The organism is Streptomyces sp. NBC_01622 (assembly GCF_045209635.1).
Classification (GTDB): domain Bacteria; phylum Actinomycetota; class Actinomycetes; order Streptomycetales; family Streptomycetaceae; genus Streptomyces.
Map to the genome: position 1 here is coordinate 2,667,828 of NZ_CP109293.1, position 16,783 is coordinate 2,684,610.

A 16,783-nucleotide genomic window follows, 5' to 3' on the forward strand; every position below is an offset into this window, starting at 1 on the left:
GCCGTATGCCGGAACAGACGTATCGCATGTCGGGCAATCCGATCAGCAGCTGGACACAGTCCGCGCCCACGGCCGTATCGACTAGCGTCGAGACATGACCCGCGACACCGCTCCCCTCCTCGCCGACGCCCTGGCCGCCGGAACGCTCGTTCTCGACGGCGGGCTGTCCAATCAGCTCGGGGCGGCCGGGCACGATCTGAGCGACGAGCTGTGGTCGGCGCGGCTGCTCGCGGACCGGCCCGAGGCGATCGCCGAGGCGCATCTCGCGTACTTCGAGGCGGGCGCCGACGTGGCGATCACCGCCAGCTACCAGGCCACCTTCGAGGGCTTCGCGAAACGCGGGATCAAGCACGAGCGGGCGGCCGAACTCATGGCCGAGAGCGTGGAGTTGGGCGTCGACGCGGCGGTGGAGGCCGGGCAGCGGGGCATCGAGCGGCCCCGCTACGTGGCGGCCTCGGTCGGGCCGTACGGCGCGATGCTCGCGGACGGCTCCGAGTACCGGGGCCGGTACGGACTGAGCGTGGCCGAACTGGAGGCCTTCCACCGGCCCCGCCTGGAGGTGCTGGACTTCGCCGGTCCGGACGTGCTGGCCTTCGAGACGATCCCGGACGCGGTAGAGGCCGAGGCGCTGCTGCGGGCGGTGCGCGGCCTGCGGACGCCCGCCTGGCTGTCGTACTCGATCGCCGGGGACCGGACCCGCGCCGGACAGCCGCTGGAGGAGGCGTTCGCGCTTGCCGCCGGCGCGGACGAGATCATCGCGGTCGGGGTGAACTGCAGTGCCCCCGAGGACGTCGACGGCGCGGTCGAGATCGCGGCCCGGGTCACCGGAAAGCCCGTCGTCGTCTATCCCAACAGCGGCGAGACCTGGGACGCGGAGGCCCGCGCCTGGACGGGCCGGTCCACCTTCACCACCGAGCAGGTCGAGGGCTGGCGGGCCGCCGGCGCGCGGCTGATCGGGGGCTGCTGCCGGGTGGGGCCCGAGACGATCACCTCCATCCGGCGGACGCTCACACCTTCATGATCGAGTTCCGTACGACCACGTGCGTGCCCAGCAGCAGGTGCTCGTCCGGGGACTCCGGTGTGCGGCCCAGCGCGGTGCGCACGGCGAGGCGGCCCAGCTCCTCGTAGGGGACGTGGACGGTGGTCAGGGCGGGGTGCAGGTCGCGGGCGAAGGGGATGTCGTCGTAGCCGGCCAGTGAGACGTCCCCGGGGACGTCGAGGCCCGCCTCGTGCAGCGCGGTCAGGGCGCCCGCCGCGACCATGTCGGTGGCGGCGACCACCGCGGTGAACTCCAGTTTCCGGCTCAGCGCCTGGCGCATCAGCCGGTGGCCCGAGTCGCGGGTGAAGTCGCCGTGGAGCAGGAGCTCAGGGTCGGGTTCGAGACCGCGGGCGCGATGGGCGGCGAGGTAACCGCGTTCGCGGCCCTGCGCGGTCGCGTGGTCGGGCTTGCCGCCGAGGAACAGGACACGCTGGTGGCCCTGGGCCAGGACGTGCGCGACCAGGGCGTAGGCGCCGCCCTCGTTGTCGTACTCGATGACCGTGACCGGTGCGCCCGGGCCGAGCGGCGGGCGTCCGCACAGCACGAGCCGCGAGCCGGCCGCCGCGAGCGAGTCGGCGATACGGCGGGTGCGGGTGCGGTACTCGGGGGTGTCGGCGGTGCCGCCGACGAGGATCACGGCGGCGGTGCGCTGGGCGCGCATCGTCTCGATGAAGTCCAGTTCGCGCTGGACGTCGCCCTCCGTGCTGCACACCAGGCACAGATGCCCGAGCCGGGTCGCCTCGCGCTCCACACCGTGTGCCATCAGCGCGAACGACGGTCCCGTGATGTCCTCCAGGACGAACGCGAGGGTCGGTGTCCCGACGCCCGCCACGGCCTTGGCGCGGGCGTCGGCGACGTAGTCCAGTTCGCGTACGGCCCGCAGCACGCGCGTGCGGGTGGCCGTGCTCACCGGGTACTCGCCGCCGAGCACCCGCGACACCGTGGACGCGGACACTCCGGCGCGGGCCGCCACGTCCCGGATGGTGCTCCCGTTCGCGTCCTGGCTCTTCCTGGTCATGCGCCGCCCGCCCCTCCCCTGCCTGCGGGAACACGTCCGACAACCGGTTCCCTGCGCGGAGGGTAGCAGCGGGCGACGGTCGGGAGGAGGGGCGCGTGTCGGCCAATTCACCTAGGCCAGCACGGCAGTCGTCGGCAAACCGCGCTGGGCAACCGGTTTCCGCCCCGCATCCCCCGCTCACGACGACTTCGGCACATCCCCGGTCCGCCGCAACCGCCGTACGACCGACCGCAGTTCGGCCGCACCGCGTGCGGGTGTGCCCACGACCGGGACCGCCGGCTCGCGCGTCGCCGTGTCGGCCGCCCACAGGGCGAACTCGGGGTCGCGCGGGCCGTTGGCGACGTAGGGCGCGCCCTCGCCGAAGATCTGGACCGGGTGCGAGTCGTCCCAGGCGCGCCAGCCCGGGTCGCCGTCCACGGCGAACCGTACCCAGGACGCGTGCATGGTGTCGGCGAGTTCCTGGGGCGCGCCCTCGCCCGCGAGTCTGGCGGCCTCGGGGATGTCGCCGGTGTCGAAGACGAAGCCGAGTTCGAGGGCGTGGCAGGAGCCGAGGTCGGGGAGGTTGGAGGGCCAGGCGAACTCGTAGAGGTAGGAGTTTCCGGGGCGGGCGTCGGCGAGGCGGTGCAGGGGGTAGCGCAGCAGGTGGTCGGTGACGAGCTGGCCGACGGTCTCGGCGGTGCCGGCTGCGGGGTGCAGGGCGCGGTAGCCGCGCGGGACCTCGACTCCGCAGTGGCAGCGGGCCATCGCACCGGCCAGGGCGACCGCGCCGAGCCGGTCGACGCGCTCGTGCAGCCCGCCGGGGACCAGCCACAGCCGGTACTCGTCGCGGGTCCAGCCCATCAACAGGTCGACGTCCCGGGCCACTTGACCGTCGACGAGGGCCTCCAGCGGGTCGCGGGGCACCAGTTCGCCGTCGATGACGATCCCGAAGCTGGGCCCGCCGAGCACCGGGCTGCTGAGCCTGCCGACGTCGGCCTGGGCGCGCAGCAGCAGTTCGCGGTCGACGGCGGCGAAGGCCTCGGCGGTGGCGGGGACCTTCAGCCGGGTCGCCATCCGGCGCACCATCCGCCGTACCTTGTCGCGGTCGAAGGCCTCCGGGGGTCCGCTCTGCAGGACGGCCCGTCGTACGAGCCCCTGGGCCTGCGGGGCGCCGAGCAGGGCGCCGGCGCTGATCGCGCCGGCGGACTGACCGGCGAGGGTGATCCGGTCGGGGTCGCCGCCGAACGCCGTGATCGACTCGTGCACCCAGCGCAGCGCGGCGAGCTGGTCGCGCAGGCCGGGGTTGGCCGGCGCGTCCGGGAAGAGGCCGTAGCCCTCCACGCCCAGGCGGTAGTTGACCGAGACGAACACGACTCCGTCGCGGGCGAAGGCGTGTCCGTCGTAGACGGGGACGGCCGAGGAGCCCCGGATGAGCGCGCCGCCGTGCAGCCAGACCATGACCGGCAGCCGGGCGCCCGGGCCGGGGTCCGGGGTCCACACGTTGAGGTTGAGGCAATCGTCGCCGGGCACGACGCGGTCGGAGAGCAGTTTGGCGAAGGCGTCCGAGTACGGCGGTTTCGGCGGGGTCGGGCCGAAGGCGAGCGCGTCGCGCACTCCGGTCCAGGGCTCGGGCGGGACGGGCGGGCGGAATCTGCGCGGTCCGAAGGGGGGCGCCGCGTAGGGGATGCCCCGGAAGACCGCGATCCCTTTCTCGTACCGGCCGCGTACCGCCCCGTAGGGGGTTCCCACCACGGGGCCCGTCTGCTCTGCCGTCGCCGCTGCCATACCCGTCATCCGCCCACCAGCTCCTCACCACGCTCGTGAACCACGCTCATCAGAGCATCACATCGCGGCCTGCTATTCCGGCGGACGAGCGCGGCTGGACGGGTTATCGAGACGGGCGTGCGGAGGCCTGTGCGGACGCCTGTGCGGACGCATCGTGCGGGACTGCGCGTCCGCCGACCGATTGACCCCCGCTCCCCGGCAGATCTACGGTAGAAGACGCTTTCAGAAAACGTTTCCGAAGCTGCATCCCACGCCGCACTACTGGAGGGTCATGCCCAGCGCCCAGCCGCCGAGGGCCGTGTTCGCCATGGATCCGGTGCACCTGCCCCTGCTCTTCCCCCCACCCCTGATGGCACGGCTCCGGCAGACGGCCGAGATCGACCCCGGGCTCGTCGTACGCGACTTCGCCGCCCCCGAGTCCGCCGGGGCCCTGGCCGGGGCCGAGGTCCTGATCACCGGCTGGGGCTGCCCGCACCTCGACGCCGACGCCCTCGCGGCGGCACCCCGGGTGCGGGCCGTGCTGCACGCGGCGGGCTCGGTCCGCTCACTGGTCGGCGAGGCCCTGTGGGAACGCGGGGTAACCGTATCCAGCGCGGTCACCGGCAACGCGCTGCCGGTCGCCGAGTACACCCTCGCCATGATCCTGCTCGCCGGGAAGGACACCTTCGCGCAGCGGGAGCGCTTCCGGCACGCGCACACGTACCCGACGCCCGCCGAGACCGCCGCGATCGGCAACCTCGGCCGCCGGATCGGCGTCATCGGCGCCTCCCGGGTGGGCCGCCGACTGCTCGAACTGCTGCGGCCCCACGACTTCGAGGTCCTCCTGCACGACCCCTACGTCGGCGTCACCGAGGCCACCGCGCTGGGTGCCGAACTCCTGCCGCTGGACGACCTGTTGAGCCGTAGCGACATCGTCAGCCTGCACGCCCCCGACATCCCCGAGACACAGCGCATGCTCGACCGCGGGCGGCTCGCCCTGATCCGCGACGGCGGGGTGCTGATCAACACCTCCCGGGGTGCCCTGATCGATCACGACGCCCTCACCGACGAACTGCTCTCCGGCCGGCTGACCGCGATACTGGACGTCACCGAGCCGGAGCCGCTGCCCCCCGCGTCCCCGCTCTACCAGCTGCCGAACGTCTTCCTCACCCCGCACATCGCGGGCTCGCTCGGCAACGAGCTGGCGCGGCTCGGCGGCATCGTCGTCGACGAGCTGGAGCGGCTGGCCGCGGGCCTGCCGCCGGCCCACGAGGTGCGGCACGCGGACCTGGCCCGTGTCGCCTGATCCGGGCCGTCCACAGGGCCTCCTGCCTGGAACAACGATGGGATACGGTTTCCGGACCGGCGCGGGAGCGAACCCTCGCGCGCCCGGCGGGAGAGCCGATACCGCGAAGGAGTCGCCACGGTGAGTCAGCGCAAGACGTCGGGCGACGTCGGCCGGGCCACGATCCGGGACGTGGCGGAGCGCGCCGGGGTCTCGGTGGCGAGCGTCTCGCGCGTGCTGTCCGGCAACTATCCGGTGTCGGAGGAGCTGCGCCGCCGGGTGATGAAGGTCGTCGGCGACCTCGACTACGTCACCAACGCGCACGCCCGTTCCCTGGCCGGCGGCGGCACACCGACCGTGGCGATCCTCATCAACAACATCACCGGCGCGGCATTCGCCCATGTGGCCAAGGGAGTTGAGGGCGCGGCCACACTGCGCGGCTGGCTCTCCCTGGTCGGCACCACCGGCGACGACCCGGAACGCGAACTCGCGCTGGTCAACCTCATGCGCCAACAGGGCGTCGCCGCCGTGGTGTTGCTGGGCGGCGCCTACGACGTCGACGAGTACCAGCTGCGCATGGCCCGCTTCGCCCGCTCCCTCGACGCGGCCGGCTCGCACCTCGTGCTCGTCGGCCGCCCGCCGCTGGAGGGCGACGTCCCGGCCACGACGGTCGACTACGACAACGAGGGCGGCGCCTACGCCATGGCCAGCCACCTCCTCTCGGCCGGCCACCGCCGGGTCCTGCTGCTGCCGGGGCACGCCGAACTCACCACTGCACAGGGCCGGTTGAGGGGGGCGCAACGGGCCTTCGAGGCGTACGGCGTGCCGTTCGACCCGGGGATGGTGCGGCACGGTCCGTACGACTACGAGCACGGGTACGAGGCGGTCGAGGAGAGCCTGAAGAGGGGGGTGGAATTCACGGCGGTGCTCGCGGGCACCGACGTGGTCGCCGCGGGTGCCATGCAGGCGCTGCGCGCGGGGGGCCTGCGCGTGCCCGAGGACGTGTCGATCGTCGGCTACGACGACATCCCGCTGGCTTCCCAGCTCACCCCTCAGCTGACCACCGTGCACGTCCCGTACGAGGAGATGGGCCGGGTCGCGCTGCGCGCGGTGGCGGACCGGCGCGAGGGCGGCGGCACGGGCCGGCGCAGGGGAAGCGACGGCGACCATCTGGTGCTGGGCACGCATGTCGTCGTACGGAACTCGGTGCGACCGCCCGCCCGGCGGGACTAGTTCGGCACACGGAACCAGGGCGTTACGTAACCGGTTTCTCTCCAAATCCCCAGGCCGGACGGGGTCTGTCCAGGGCTGTCGAAACAAGTCGCTGCACACCTCTTGCTCCGAACAGGCCCCGCTGTCTACCTTCCAAGCAACCGGTTTCTACCTCTTCTCTTCCGAAGGAACACGGTCTGATGAACTTCACCAGCCCCCGGAGAAGGTTCGCTCGGGCAGCCGTCGCGGGCCTCGCACTGACAGGTCTGCTCTCCGCCTGCGGCGGATCCGGCTCGGGAGACAAGACGTCCTCCGGCCCGGTCACCCTCCCCTTCTGGGGCTGGGCCAACGGGCAGGACGCGGTCGTGAAGGCGTTCAACGCCGCTCACCAGGACATCAAACTCAAGTACACCAAGGTCACCGACCAGTTGACGATGCAGAAGCAGCTCACCAACGCGGTCAAGGCCGGCAACGCGCCCTGCCTGGTGCAGAACACGGCGGAGTACGTGACCACCTGGGTCTCGCAGGGCGCGCTCGCCGACATCACCAAGTACGTCTCCGCCGACAAGGACAAGTTCAACGCGGGCGCGTGGGCCAGTGCGCAGGTGCAGGGCAAGTCCTATGGCGTGCCGACCAGTTCGGCCCCCGCCTTCACGATCTACCGCACCGACGTCTTCCAGAAGTACGGCCTGAGGGCGCCCACGACCTGGGACGAGTTCCTCGCCGCGGGCAAGGTGCTGAAGAAGCACGGCATCAAGGTCACCAACTACGCCGGTGAGGACCCGAGCACCCTGGAGGTGCTCTCCATGCAGGCCGGGGCGCACTGGTACGCCATCGACGGCAACTCCTGGAAGGTGGATTTCCAGGACGCGGGCAGCCTCAAGGCGGCCAAGGTGATCCAGGACATCGTCGACAACGACCTCGCCTCCAAGCTGTCGTTCGCCGACTACGCGGCCGTACAGCGCAACTACGACAACGGCGGCACCGCGACCCGGCAGATCTCCACCTGGCAGATGGCGGGCATGGTGCAGAACTTCACCAAGTCCGACGGGAAGTGGGCGCTGTCGCCCTGGCCGACGTTCGCGGGCGAGGCCGCCAAGACGCCCGCCGGCACCAACCAGAGCGGTGGCGTCACCCTGGTGACCAAGCAGTGCGCGCACCAACAGCAGGCCGCCGAGGCCGCGTTGTGGATGTCGACCGACACCGGCGCGGTGAAGACGATGGCGAGCCCGACCACCGGCAACGGTGTGATGCCGGCGCTGGCGGACAGCAACGCGTATGTCGCCGAGGCGATCTCCGACAAGCTGCTCGGCACGAACTACGAACCGGCGAAGAAAGTCGTCACCGACAGCCTGAACACGGTCACCTCGGACTGGGTGTTCGGCCCGGACTGGACCGCCATGTTCACCGAACTCCAGACGGGCTGGGCGAAGGTGATGAACAAGGAGGAGAAGGTCACCGATCTGCTGGCCCACATGCAGGAGTGGACGGTCAAGGACCTGAAGTCCCGCGGTATCAGCGTCAAGGGCTGAGGCAGCGCCGATGATTCGCTCCCAGCGCTGGAAGGGTGCCGCGTTCACGGTGCCCTTCCAGCTCGGTTTCGTGTTCCTCTACCTGATACCGATCGGGTATGCCGTCTACGAGTCGCTGTTCGTGGAGCACCAGTCCGGGCTCGGCCTCGGCGGCTCCACCGAGAGGTTCTCCGGCCTCCACAACTACCAACAGGGCCTGACCGACTCGGCGTTCATGAACTCGGTGCTGCGCGTGGTGCTGTTCGCGTGCGTGCAGATCCCGGTGATGCTGCTCGTCAGTCTGCTGCTGGCGCTGTTCCTGGACGCGCTGTCCTCGAAGGTCGCCGGACGTTTCCGGATCCTGCTCCTTGTGCCGTACATGATTCCCGGGGTGGTCGCGGCGATCGTGTGGATCAACCTGTACAGCCCGGACGTCGGCCCGCTGACCCCGTTGGGCGAGGTGTTCGGCCTGTCCTGGAACTTCTTCGCGCCCTCGATGGTGTGGCCGTCCATCGGCAACCTGCTGACCTGGCACGGCATCGGCTACAACATGGTCATCATCTACTCGGCGCTCCAGGGCGTGCCCCGCGACCTCTTCGAGGCGGCCCGGCTCGACGGCGCCTCCGAGTTCCGGGTCGCCCTCAGCATCAAAATCCCTTACGTACGCGGGGCGTTGGTGCTGACCGGGATGCTCTCGATCATCCAGATGCTGCAGATCTTCAACGAGCCGGCACTGTTCCGGAACGTCACTCCGCAGACGGTGAACGACAGCTTCACCCCGATCATGGTCATCTACAACCAGGCGTTCAACGCGGGCAACTACCACTACGCGGCGGCCCTTTCGGTCCTCCTCGCCCTCATCCTCGGCCTTGCCTCCTTCCTCTTCTACCGGCTCACCGCGAAGGAGGCCGACTGATGACTCTCGTCGAAGAGCGCCGGAAGGCACAGCAGATCCGCCGCCTCAACAAGCCCGATCCGGCGGCCCGTTCACGCGGCGGCCAGCGCTTCCTGCTCGTCGGTCTGGTCCTGGCGAGCGCCTACAGTCTGTTCCCGGTGTGGTGGCTGATCGTCGCCGCCACCAAGAACCGCACAGGGCTGTACCAGAGCAACGGCCTGTGGTTCTCCGGCATGCACCTGTGGGCCAACCTGCGTCAGGTCTTCACCTACGAGAACGGCATCTTCCTGCGCTGGACCGCCAACTCGTTCCTGTACGCGGGCGTCGGCTCCCTCGGCGGCACCCTCATCGCGCTCGCCACGGGCTACGGTCTGGCACGCTTCGAATTCCCGGGCCGCAGCGCGGTGTTCGCGTGCGTGGTGGGTTCGTTCCTGATCCCGATCGCGCTGCTCACGCTGCCGCTGTACCTGATGTTCTCGAAGATCGGCCTGGTCGACACCCCCTGGGCGATGCTGATCCCCTGTCTGATCAACCCGTTCAGCGTCTACCTCGCCAAGGTGTACACCGAGGCCACGATCCCCTTCGAACTCCTGGAGGCGGCCCGCCTCGACGGCGCGGGCGAGCTGCGGATCTTCTTCAGCATCGTGCTGCGGATGATGACGACGGGCGGCGCCACGGTGTTCCTGCTCGCCTTCGTGAACACCTGGAACGCCTTCTTCCTCCCCCTCACCGTCCTGCGCGGCGAGAACAACTGGACCCTCAACATCGGCCTCTACAACTGGTCCGGCAAACGCCTGGAGTCGGGCGTCGACCTCACCGGCCTGGTCCTGACCGGCGCGCTGCTGTCGATCGTGCCGATGGCCGTGATGATGGTGGCGATGCGGCGGTACTGGCGCACGGGCGTCACCCTGGGAGCCCTCAAGTGACCTTGCTGCACAACCCCGTTGTCCGAGGTTTCGCCCCCGATCCCTCCATGGTCAGGGTCGGCGACTGGTACTACGTGGCGACCAGCTCCTTCGAGTGGTTCCCGACAATCCCGATCCACCGTTCGCGGGATCTCGCGCGCTGGGAGTACGCGGGCCATGTCCGTGGCGCGGTCCCCGGCGACTCCCTCGCCGGTGTCCCCGACTCGGGCGGCATCTGGGCACCCTCGCTGAGCTGGGACGGCGAGCGCTTCTGGATGACGTACTCGATCGTCCGCTCGGTCGGCACGCCGTACTTCGACGCCGACACCTACCTCACCACGGCCTCGGACACCGGCGGAAAGTGGAGCGCCCCGCAGCGGGTCGTGAGCCACGGCTTCGATCCGGCGCTGTTCCACGACGAGGGCCGGCTGTGGCTGCTCAACCTCCAGAACGACCACCGCCCCGGCGGCCGGCGCTTCGCGGGCATCGTCGCGACCGAGCTGGACCGCGACACGCTCGCCCCGGCCGGCCCGACCCATCTGCTGCTCCAGCACGAACGGCTTGTCGAGGGACCGAAGTTGGTGCGGCGGGGCGACTGGTACTACCTGCTCCTCGCGGAGGGCGGCACCGGGTTCGAGCACGGAGTGCTGGTGGCGCGCGGCCGTACGGTCACCGGTCCGTACGAGGTCGACGACCGTCCCCTGCTGACGTCCCGGGACGATCCGTCGGTGCCGTTGCAGAAGGCGGGACACGGCGAGCTGGTCGAACTGCCGGGTGGTGAGTGGGTATTGAGCCACTTGGCGGCACGTCCGGTCCAGACGCCCGCCGGACCTCGGTGCACTCTTGGCCGCGAGACGGCGGTCCAGGCCGTGACGTGGGACGACGCGGACGGCTGGCCCAGGCTGCGCCACGGGGGTTGGCACCCGGCGGTGGAGGTCGCCGTATCGACACGGCCTGTCGCCGGACCCGAGCAAGTCACCGAGGAAAGCGGCCCGTTGGGGTGGCCGTGGAGCAGTCCGCGCGGGTATCCGGACCCGTCCTGGGCCGACGCCACCACCCGCCCCGGCTGGATCCGGCTGCGCGGGCGGCACGGGCCGGAGTCGCGGTGGGCGCACAGTCTGCTCGCCCAGCGGCTCACGGAGCATCGGGCGGAGGTCGAAGTCACCGTAGAGGCAAGGCCGTTGACGTTCACACAGGCGGCGGGGCTGGTGCTCTGGTACGGCGCCGACGCGTATCTCAGTCTGGACCTGACCTGGGCGGAGCCCGAGGGTGAGGGGCAGCGGGGGCAGCAGTGGCGGGACGGCGGCGGCCGTACGGTGCTGAGGCTGGTGCAGCGGGACGAGGACGTCACGCGTGAAGTGGCCGTCGTCGAGGTCGAGTTCGGGGCGCCGGTGACGATGGGGGCGACGGTCGACGGCGCCGACGCGCGGTTCTGGTACGTCCGTGACGGCGAACGCCTGCCGGTGGGACCGGTGTTGGACTTCAGCCGGCTCTCGGACGACCACGGCTCGCGGCTGCGGTTCACCGGGGCGACGGCCGGGATCCATGCCGTGGATCTCGTCGGGGCGGAGTTCACCGCCGACTTCGGCGGCTTTCGCCTGGAGTGCGCCCCGCCTCGCTGACCTGTTCGGGGTTTCGAAAGATCGGGTTGCCGTCATCACGTGAATTCCCTGGTCTTCCCGCCGTGTTGACGCGCATCTATCGTAGGAAGCGCTTTCTGATCGGTTGGTGGTCGGGCCGTGGAACAGCGCTGGTCGAAACTTTCGATGGCCCTCGGGCGGGCTGGAGAGGTGGTTCCCGATGGTCCGTGCGGGGAGCGCGAGCATGACGGCAGGGCCGACGCTGGCGGTCGTGGCCCGTGAGGCCGGGGTGTCCGTGCCGACGGCGTCCAAGGTGGTCAACGGCCGGGAGGACGTGGCGCCGGAGACCCGGCGGCGGGTGACGGAGGCGCTGGAGCGGCTCGGTTATGTGCGCAGGCCGCGCTTCGACGCGAACAAGGCGCCGGGGCTTGTCGACCTGGTGGTGCACTCGTTGGAGAGTTCCTGGTCGGGGGCGGTGCTGCACGGGGTGGAGGAGGCGGCGTACGAGGCCGGGCTCGAGGTGGTGGTCTCGGCCGGGCTGACCCGGACGCGGGCCGACCGGCCCGAACGGGGCTGGCTGGACAAGCTGGTCGGCAGGGGATCCTCCGGAGTCCTCTTCAATCTGGCGGAGTTGACGCCGTCGCAGTACGCGTGGCTCGACCAGCACCGCATCCCGTTCGTGATGATCGACCCGGTGCAGGAACCGCCGCCGGGTGTGGTGTCGGTCGGTGCGGCCAACTGGCACGGCGGGGTGACGGCGACGGAGCATCTGCTGTCGCTGGGCCACGAACGCATCGCCGTGATCGCCGGTCACCGGCACAAGATGTGCAGCAGCGCCCGCGTCGCCGGCTACCGGTCCGCGCTCGCCTCCGCCGGGGTACCCGCGCGCCCCGAGTACATCCGCCACGGCGGCTTCGACCAGACCATGGCCCGCACCCGGATGCGTGAACTCCTCGACCTTCCCGAACCACCGACAGCGGTCTTCGTCTGCTCCGACCGCATGGCGCTCGGCGTCTACGAGGCCCTGGCGGAGAGGGAGTTGAGCGCCCCGGACGACATCAGCGTGGTCGGCTTCGACGACCTGCCCGAGGCCCGCTGGGTGGCTCCGGCCCTGACCACGGTCCGACAGCCCCTGTCGGAGATGGCCGCCACGGCCCTGCGTCTCCTGGTCCGCATGATGGACGGCGACCGTCCGGAGAGCACCCGGACGGAGCTGTCGACGCGGTTGGTGGAGCGGGCCAGCACCGCGGCGCCGACCAGCCGTGGGTGACAGTGGAGGCGGGGACCGCCGGCCGGTAGCCTGCCGATGGGGCCAGGCTCTGGGAGCCGCAGGAGTTGATCGCGGACGGCTTCGAGCCCGCGTATGTGGACTTGGAGTGGTACGACGGACCGCGAAAGGGACTCGCGCCAGGCGATCTACGTCAGGTACGAGGTCTCCGACGCCGGGCGGGAGGAGCAGCCGGCGATCGGTGGGACCGATGCCCGCTTCGACGAACTGCGTTCGCTCCTCGCGCCGCACCGTCGGATGCCGGACGGTGCTCGACGCCTCGTGGGTGAGGTGCGGTTCGACGACGGCGACGACCGCTACCGGCTCGACGGGGTAGACCACTGGTTCCGGTGGCGCCCGGTCGGGTGAGTGCGACCGCCGTCCCGGCGCAGGTGGCTGCGTGCTCTGTCACCCGCTGCCCCGTCACGATGTCAGAAGGGCCGAGCTGCCCGGCGGTGCGTGGGTCCTAACTCAGCCGCGCGGCCCAGGTGATGCCGCCGTGCAGGTGGGCGCAGAGGTCCGGGTCCTCGTACGCCTCCGCCGCATGACCGAGGGCCGTGTAGAAGACCCGGCCCGCACCCTTCTCGTGGCACCACGCCAGGGGGTGGTCGGCGCCCATTCCCCCGCCCTCGTAGGAGGATTCGTCGGCCGAGAGGAGGACGTGGGTCGAACTCCGGGGGTTGGTGCGGAAGTCGTACCACTCGTCCGTGAACTGCCATACGGCGGGCAGGTGTTGGGTGGCCGGATGGGTGCGGTCCTCGATCATGGCCTTGCCGGGCTGGTAGGCGGGGTGCCGGTCGAAGCGGGCGCCGAGGAGGTCGCCGTAGTACGGCCAGTCGTACTCGGTGCAGGCAGCCGCGTGGACGCCGACGAAGCCGCCGCCCGACTCGACGTAGGCCGCGAGGTGTTCGCGGCCCGCCGGTGTGAGTACCTCGCCGCTGGTCGAGAGGAAGACCACGGCCGCGTAGTCGTCCAGGGGGTGTTCGAAGGCGGCCGGGTCCTCCGTGGCGGTCACCTCGAAGGGGCCGAGGGTGCGCAGCGCGGTCACCGCGGCCGGGATGGAGTCGTGGCGGTAGGCGGTGGTGCGGCTGTAGGCGAGGAGGCGGGGTGCGGCGGCCATACGGGGCAGCCTATTTCACTGCGTTGGCTCAACCGCATTTCCCTGCACGGCGGTCCCGCCGCGTAGCCTCGGTGGGGATGAGTGCCGTTCCCGCACGCCTGGACCATCTCGTCCTCGCGACCGCCGAACTGGCGGCTACGGTCGCCGACTTCACCCTGCGCACGGGTATCGCACCGGTGGCCGGCGGAGCCCATGTCGGGCTCGGTACCCGCAACTACCTGGTGTCTCTTGGCGGTTCGCGCTACCTGGAGATCCTCGGTCCCGATCCGGAGCAGGGCGAGCCGTCGGGGCCACGCCCGTTCGGTGTCGACGGGCTGTCCGTCGCCCGGACCGTGACCTGGGCGATCAGCCCGCCCGATCTGGACGCGGCGGTCGCGGCGGCCCGCGCCCAGGGGTACGACCCCCGGGCCCGTGCGCGCGATGAGCCGCCGCCGGCCCGACGGCACGCTGCTGGCGTGGCGGCTCACGGACGGGAGCACGGCACACCCCTCCGGTCTGGTGCCGATTCTGATCGACTGGAGTTCGTCGCCGCATCCGACGACCGCCTCAGGTCTGCCCGCCGCCCCCCTGCTGGAGCTTGCCGCGACCGCCCCGGCACCGGACGAAATCCGCCCACTGCTGTCCGCCGTGGGCGCCGAGCCGGCGCTGACCGAGGGCCCGGTGGGCCTCTCCTACACGGTGAGCACGCCTCGTGGGACGGTGACGTTCTCATGAAGGGTTCCGGTGCGCCTTTCTCCGTAAGCACTCTCGACGAGGTGGGGCGACTGCCCTGGCGGGCCGGGAATCGCCTGCGCAGGGCACAGAAGCGCGGCAGGACGGGGGTTCTGCTGATCGCCGAGATCAGGGAGCCGGTTCGCGGCTTCACCGACAGGGCGGGTGTCGTGTCCATTCGCGAGAACGGTCTGGAGATCTGCTTCCGGAGCGCCGTGGAGCTGCGGGAGGGCGACGTCCTGGTCGCGTTGTGCGATCCGGTGCAGCCGAACACCTTCTACCGAAAGAGCCGAACTGCGGACTCGTGGTTCGTCGGGATTCTTTCACCGGGCGAGGACGTGTCCGATTCGTTCAAGACCCGCCGGCCGCCCCGGCCTACCGTGGCCCCATGACTCCACGATTCGACGCGATCGGCCTGGTCGTCTCCGACATGGCCGCCTCTGTCGCCTTCTACCGTCGGCTCGGGTTCGGTTTCCCCGAGGGTGCCGAGGACCAGCCGCACGCCGAGGCCCAACTCCCCGGCGGGTTGCGGCTGTTGCTGGACTCGGAGGACACCGTCCGCTCGTTCCACACGGGTTGGCAGCCCCCCACCGGGGGCAGCGGGCGGGCCGCGCTCGCCCTGCTCTGCGACGATCCCGCCGAAGTCGACCGGGTGTATGAGGAGTTGGTCGGCGCCGGGCACCACGGGGAGCTCAAGCCGTGGGACGCGTTCTGGGGGCAGCGGTATGCCGTCGTGCACGATCCCGACGGCAACGGAGTGGATCTCTTCGCGCCGCTGAACCCGGCCTAGCCGGTCCGGCCGAGCAGCTCCCCCAGCGGCATCCCCGCGAACTCCTTGACGTCGCGGGCGAGATGGGCCTGGTCCGCATAGCCGGACCGGGCCGCCGTCTCCGCGAAGGGGACTCCGGCGCGGGCCAGTACGAGGGCGCGTTGGAGGCGCAGCACACGGGCGAGCGTCTTGGGGCCGTAGCCGAAGGCGGCCAGTGAGCGGCGGTGCAACTGGCGGGCGCCGAGGCCGAGTTCGTCGGCGGTGGTGGCGACGGGGCGGCCGGTGTCGAGGGCCGCCACGAGGTGTCGTAGGAGTGGATCGGGTGGGGGTGTCTCGGTGGCGCGGTGCAGTGCCAGGTCCTCCAGTGCGGTCGCCGGGTCGGGGGCCGTGGCGAGGCGGGCGTGCAGACGCCGTACCGTCGCGGCGGGCCAGAGGTCGGTGAGGTCGACGCGGCGGTCGCGGAGTTCGTGTGCGGGGACGCCCAGGTAGGTGGGGGCGGTGCCGGGGGCGAAGCGGAGGCCGGCCCAGTGGGCGGGTTCGGCCCCGGGGACGTACGCGCGGGTGTCGGGGCCGGCGACCAGCAGGCGCCCCTCGTTCCAGAGGAGGTCCATGCAGCCGTCGGGCAGGACGGGGTGGACCGGGGTCGAGACGGGGGTCTCCATGGTGCGGGTCCACACCACCGCGCCCGGCAGTCGCGATGCCCTCTCCGCGTACACGCCGGCCAGGCTACGCCGAGCGCGTCCGATGCTCCTGCGGACTCACCCCGTACACCCGCTTGAACGCGCTGGGCAGGGCGAGCGCGCTGCCGTAGCGCACGTCTCTCGCTATCGCGGCGATCGTGTCGTCCGTGTCGCGGAGGCGGTCCGCGGCGAGGGCGAGGCGCCAGGCCGTGAGGTAGGACATCGCGGGTTCGCCGACCAGGTCGGTGAAGCGGCGGGCCAGGGCCGCGCGGGAGACGGCGGCCTTGGCGGCGAGGGAGGCGACCGTCCAGGGGTGGGCCGGATCGTCCTGGAGGAGGCGCGGGACCCTGCCGACCACCGGGTCGGCCAGAGCGCGGTACCAGGCCGGGGCCTCCGCCTCGGGGCGGCAGAACCAGGCCCTCAGGGCGGCGATGACGAGGAGGTCCAGGAGGCGGTCCAGGACGACTTCCTGGGCGGGTTCGTCGCGGACGATCTCCTCCATGAGGAGGGGCGTGAGCGGGCGCTCCCAGACCTCGGAGGGGAGGGAGAGCAGAGGTGGCAGGGCGACCAGGAGGCGGCCGTTGATCTCGCCGCGCATGAGGTAGGTGCCGATGAGCATCACCGTGGAGCCGTCGAGGCGATCGCCCCAGGTGCGGACGCCGAGGTCCATCGAGCCCTTCAGGGAGGTGCCGTCGGAGTAGCTGCACTCGCCGCCGGGCAGGATCAGCGCCTGCGGGAGTGTGTCCGGGGCGTCGCCGCAGGTGTACGGGGCGGAGCCGCGCGCTATGGCGAGGTCGCCGGCCCGCAGTCGTATCCGCTCGCCCGTCTCCGGGGTGATGCAGGCGTCGCCGCGGACCATGAGCATGACCGTCAGCGGGGCGCGGTCCTCGATGCGCAGGGCCCACGGCGGGTCGAAGCAGGCGCGGATCACGAAGGCGCCACGCGCGCGTGGACCCTCCAGAAGGCCCGACAGGGCTTCCATACGGCCGGCGTAGACGCGCGCTTATGGGAATGAGCCGTTCAGCGATGGTCCGTGCCGGCGCACGGA

At 71.1% G+C, this 16,783-nt stretch carries 16 protein-coding genes and 1 pseudogene; 12 read left to right on the plus strand and 5 right to left on the minus strand.

The window, feature by feature from the left end; translation table 11 throughout:
- Positions 1–94 precede the first annotated feature (94 nt).
- Entirely contained in the window at positions 95–1,021 is a 927-nt protein-coding gene (mmuM, locus tag OH768_RS12210) for a homocysteine S-methyltransferase (RefSeq protein WP_406452936.1), read from the plus strand.
- Here the strand turns inward: mmuM and OH768_RS12215 are convergent.
- Together OH768_RS12215 and OH768_RS12220 are read right to left on the minus strand one after the other, a co-directional pair.
- Positions 1,008–2,057 carry a LacI family DNA-binding transcriptional regulator gene (locus OH768_RS12215; RefSeq protein ID WP_406452938.1) on the minus strand — a complete coding sequence of 350 codons (1,050 nt, stop codon included), beginning with the start codon at positions 2,055–2,057 and terminating at the stop codon, positions 1,008–1,010. The genes mmuM and OH768_RS12215 overlap by 14 nt on opposite strands.
- Before the next feature lie 177 nt (positions 2,058–2,234).
- Entirely contained in the window at positions 2,235–3,830 is a 1,596-nt protein-coding gene (locus OH768_RS12220; protein ID WP_406452940.1) for a carboxylesterase/lipase family protein, read from the minus strand.
- A 262-nt stretch (positions 3,831–4,092) separates the two neighbouring features.
- Between OH768_RS12220 and OH768_RS12225 the strand changes: the two genes are divergently transcribed.
- The 8 genes from OH768_RS12225 to OH768_RS12260 all read left to right on the plus strand — a co-directional run bounded on the left by OH768_RS12225 (position 4,093) and on the right by OH768_RS12260 (position 12,824).
- Entirely contained in the window at positions 4,093–5,106 is a 1,014-nt protein-coding gene (locus tag OH768_RS12225; RefSeq protein ID WP_406452942.1) for a hydroxyacid dehydrogenase, read from the plus strand.
- A gap of 120 nt (positions 5,107–5,226) precedes the next feature.
- Entirely contained in the window at positions 5,227–6,318 is a 1,092-nt protein-coding gene (locus OH768_RS12230; RefSeq protein ID WP_406452944.1) for a LacI family DNA-binding transcriptional regulator, read from the plus strand.
- Positions 6,319–6,497: 179 nt separating this feature from the next.
- Entirely contained in the window at positions 6,498–7,829 is a 1,332-nt protein-coding gene (locus OH768_RS12235) for an ABC transporter substrate-binding protein (RefSeq protein WP_406452946.1), read from the plus strand.
- A 10-nt stretch (positions 7,830–7,839) separates the two neighbouring features.
- Positions 7,840–8,724, plus strand: coding sequence for a carbohydrate ABC transporter permease (locus tag OH768_RS12240; RefSeq protein WP_406452948.1), 885 nt, complete (start codon positions 7,840–7,842; stop codon positions 8,722–8,724).
- Complete coding sequence (locus OH768_RS12245) at positions 8,724–9,629, plus strand: carbohydrate ABC transporter permease (protein WP_406452950.1); 906 nt, start codon at positions 8,724–8,726, stop codon at positions 9,627–9,629. The genes OH768_RS12240 and OH768_RS12245 overlap by 1 nt, the downstream gene beginning before the upstream one ends.
- On the plus strand, positions 9,626–11,230 hold the full coding sequence (locus tag OH768_RS12250; RefSeq protein WP_406452952.1) for a family 43 glycosylhydrolase: 1,605 nt from the start codon (positions 9,626–9,628) through the stop codon (positions 11,228–11,230). Before OH768_RS12245 ends, OH768_RS12250 begins: the two co-directional genes overlap by 4 nt.
- Positions 11,231–11,408: 178 nt before the next feature.
- Positions 11,409–12,458 (plus strand): LacI family DNA-binding transcriptional regulator, encoded by a 1,050-nt coding sequence (locus tag OH768_RS12255; RefSeq protein WP_406452954.1) that lies wholly within the window; start codon positions 11,409–11,411, stop codon positions 12,456–12,458.
- A 93-nt stretch (positions 12,459–12,551) separates the two neighbouring features.
- Complete coding sequence (locus OH768_RS12260) at positions 12,552–12,824, plus strand: hypothetical protein (protein ID WP_406452956.1); 273 nt, start codon at positions 12,552–12,554, stop codon at positions 12,822–12,824.
- A 97-nt stretch (positions 12,825–12,921) separates the two neighbouring features.
- On the opposite strand, the gene OH768_RS12265 is transcribed toward OH768_RS12260, so the two are convergent.
- On the minus strand, positions 12,922–13,575 hold the full coding sequence (locus OH768_RS12265) for a ThuA domain-containing protein (protein ID WP_406452958.1): 654 nt from the start codon (positions 13,573–13,575) through the stop codon (positions 12,922–12,924).
- Between the two features lie 77 nt (positions 13,576–13,652).
- Here OH768_RS12265 and OH768_RS12270 point away from each other — a divergent pair.
- The 3 genes and pseudogenes from OH768_RS12270 to OH768_RS12280 all read left to right on the plus strand — a co-directional run bounded on the left by OH768_RS12270 (position 13,653) and on the right by OH768_RS12280 (position 15,076).
- Positions 13,653–14,289, plus strand: a pseudogene (locus OH768_RS12270) (VOC family protein).
- Positions 14,286–14,678 (plus strand): hypothetical protein, encoded by a 393-nt coding sequence (locus OH768_RS12275; RefSeq protein ID WP_406452960.1) that lies wholly within the window; start codon positions 14,286–14,288, stop codon positions 14,676–14,678. The pseudogene OH768_RS12270 and the gene OH768_RS12275 overlap by 4 nt, the downstream one beginning before the upstream one ends.
- Positions 14,675–15,076, plus strand: a complete 402-nt coding sequence (locus OH768_RS12280) for a VOC family protein (RefSeq protein WP_406452962.1) — start codon at positions 14,675–14,677, stop codon at positions 15,074–15,076. The genes OH768_RS12275 and OH768_RS12280 overlap by 4 nt, the downstream gene beginning before the upstream one ends.
- On the opposite strand, the gene OH768_RS12285 is transcribed toward OH768_RS12280, so the two are convergent.
- A complete protein-coding gene (locus tag OH768_RS12285; RefSeq protein ID WP_406452964.1) occupies positions 15,073–15,771 on the minus strand; it encodes a helix-turn-helix domain-containing protein in 699 nt (232 codons plus the stop codon). The two genes, OH768_RS12280 and OH768_RS12285, sit on opposite strands and share 4 nt — an antisense overlap.
- A 10-nt stretch (positions 15,772–15,781) precedes the next feature.
- The gene (locus OH768_RS12290; protein WP_406452966.1) at positions 15,782–16,717 is read right to left on the minus strand and encodes an AraC family transcriptional regulator; all 936 of its coding nucleotides are present in this window, start codon (positions 16,715–16,717) and stop codon (positions 15,782–15,784) included.
- Positions 16,718–16,783: the final 66 nt, after the last annotated feature.

What these genes read in the sequence shown, in the direction of transcription:
- OH768_RS12265 (WP_406452958.1), bottom strand. Translation starts at nt 13,575, where the DNA reads ATGGCCGCCGCACCCCGCCTCCTCGCCTACAGCCGCACCACCGCCTAC.
- OH768_RS12255 (WP_406452954.1), top strand. Translation starts at nt 11,409, where the DNA reads ATGGTCCGTGCGGGGAGCGCGAGCATGACGGCAGGGCCGACGCTGGCG.
- OH768_RS12275 (WP_406452960.1), top strand. Translation starts at nt 14,286, where the DNA reads ATGAAGGGTTCCGGTGCGCCTTTCTCCGTAAGCACTCTCGACGAGGTG.
- OH768_RS12245 (WP_406452950.1), top strand. Translation starts at nt 8,724, where the DNA reads ATGACTCTCGTCGAAGAGCGCCGGAAGGCACAGCAGATCCGCCGCCTC.
- OH768_RS12215 (WP_406452938.1), bottom strand. Translation starts at nt 2,057, where the DNA reads ATGACCAGGAAGAGCCAGGACGCGAACGGGAGCACCATCCGGGACGTG.
- OH768_RS12280 (WP_406452962.1), top strand. Translation starts at nt 14,675, where the DNA reads ATGACTCCACGATTCGACGCGATCGGCCTGGTCGTCTCCGACATGGCC.
- OH768_RS12290 (WP_406452966.1), bottom strand. Translation starts at nt 16,717, where the DNA reads ATGGAAGCCCTGTCGGGCCTTCTGGAGGGTCCACGCGCGCGTGGCGCC.
- mmuM (WP_406452936.1), top strand. Translation starts at nt 95, where the DNA reads ATGACCCGCGACACCGCTCCCCTCCTCGCCGACGCCCTGGCCGCCGGA.
- OH768_RS12225 (WP_406452942.1), top strand. Translation starts at nt 4,093, where the DNA reads ATGCCCAGCGCCCAGCCGCCGAGGGCCGTGTTCGCCATGGATCCGGTG.
- OH768_RS12260 (WP_406452956.1), top strand. Translation starts at nt 12,552, where the DNA reads ATGTGGACTTGGAGTGGTACGACGGACCGCGAAAGGGACTCGCGCCAG.
- OH768_RS12240 (WP_406452948.1), top strand. Translation starts at nt 7,840, where the DNA reads ATGATTCGCTCCCAGCGCTGGAAGGGTGCCGCGTTCACGGTGCCCTTC.
- OH768_RS12235 (WP_406452946.1), top strand. Translation starts at nt 6,498, where the DNA reads ATGAACTTCACCAGCCCCCGGAGAAGGTTCGCTCGGGCAGCCGTCGCG.
- OH768_RS12220 (WP_406452940.1), bottom strand. Translation starts at nt 3,830, where the DNA reads ATGACGGGTATGGCAGCGGCGACGGCAGAGCAGACGGGCCCCGTGGTG.